Source organism: Dryocola clanedunensis, from assembly GCF_038405435.1.
GTDB lineage: Bacteria > Pseudomonadota > Gammaproteobacteria > Enterobacterales > Enterobacteriaceae > Dryocola > Dryocola clanedunensis_A.
In genome coordinates this window covers 1-537 of the sequence record NZ_JBBYHZ010000200.1, presented here as the reverse complement: position 1 = coordinate 537, position 537 = coordinate 1, and the positions used below count along the sequence as shown (strand labels likewise).

Here is a 537-nt window from a genome sequence, read left to right as displayed (position 1 = left end):
CAAGGGCTTCCGTGCGCCGTCGCTGTCGGAGAATTCCAACAGCACCAGCATCGCCTACGGCAGCGTGATCGATCCGCGCGATCCGGACGTGCCGGGCTCGCGGCAGAACCCGACCTTCTTCACCGTGGGCAACAACGACCTCAAGCCCGAGCGCACCAAGAGCTTCAACGCCGGCATCGTGCTCTCGCCGTGGTCCAACACCAGCCTGAGCGTGGACTACTACCGTATCGAGCTGGAGAACCTGGTAGGAACCAACAACACCCAGACCCTGGTCACCGATGACGTGCCCGGTGCGGTGCTGCGCGATGAGCGTGGCAAGCTGCTGGCGGTCTACAACCGCTATCAGAACCTGAGCGAGCTGAAGACATCCGGCTTCGATGTCGAACTGCGCCAGCGCTTCCCGACCGAGCGTGCCGGCAACTTCGGCCTGAGCACCGCCTTCACCCACGTGCGCGACTACAGCCGCCCCACCGTGGTCGGTGGCCCGCTGGTGGATTACACCGGCAGCAACCTCGGCGCCACCCTGCCCAAGAACAA

Annotated in this window: 1 protein-coding gene; it reads left to right on the top strand. The window is 64.6% G+C overall.

Annotated features, from left to right (window positions below):
* The coding region (locus AAE045_RS24220; protein WP_455549841.1) for a TonB-dependent receptor domain-containing protein at positions 1 to 537 on the top strand (537 nt) is incomplete at both ends.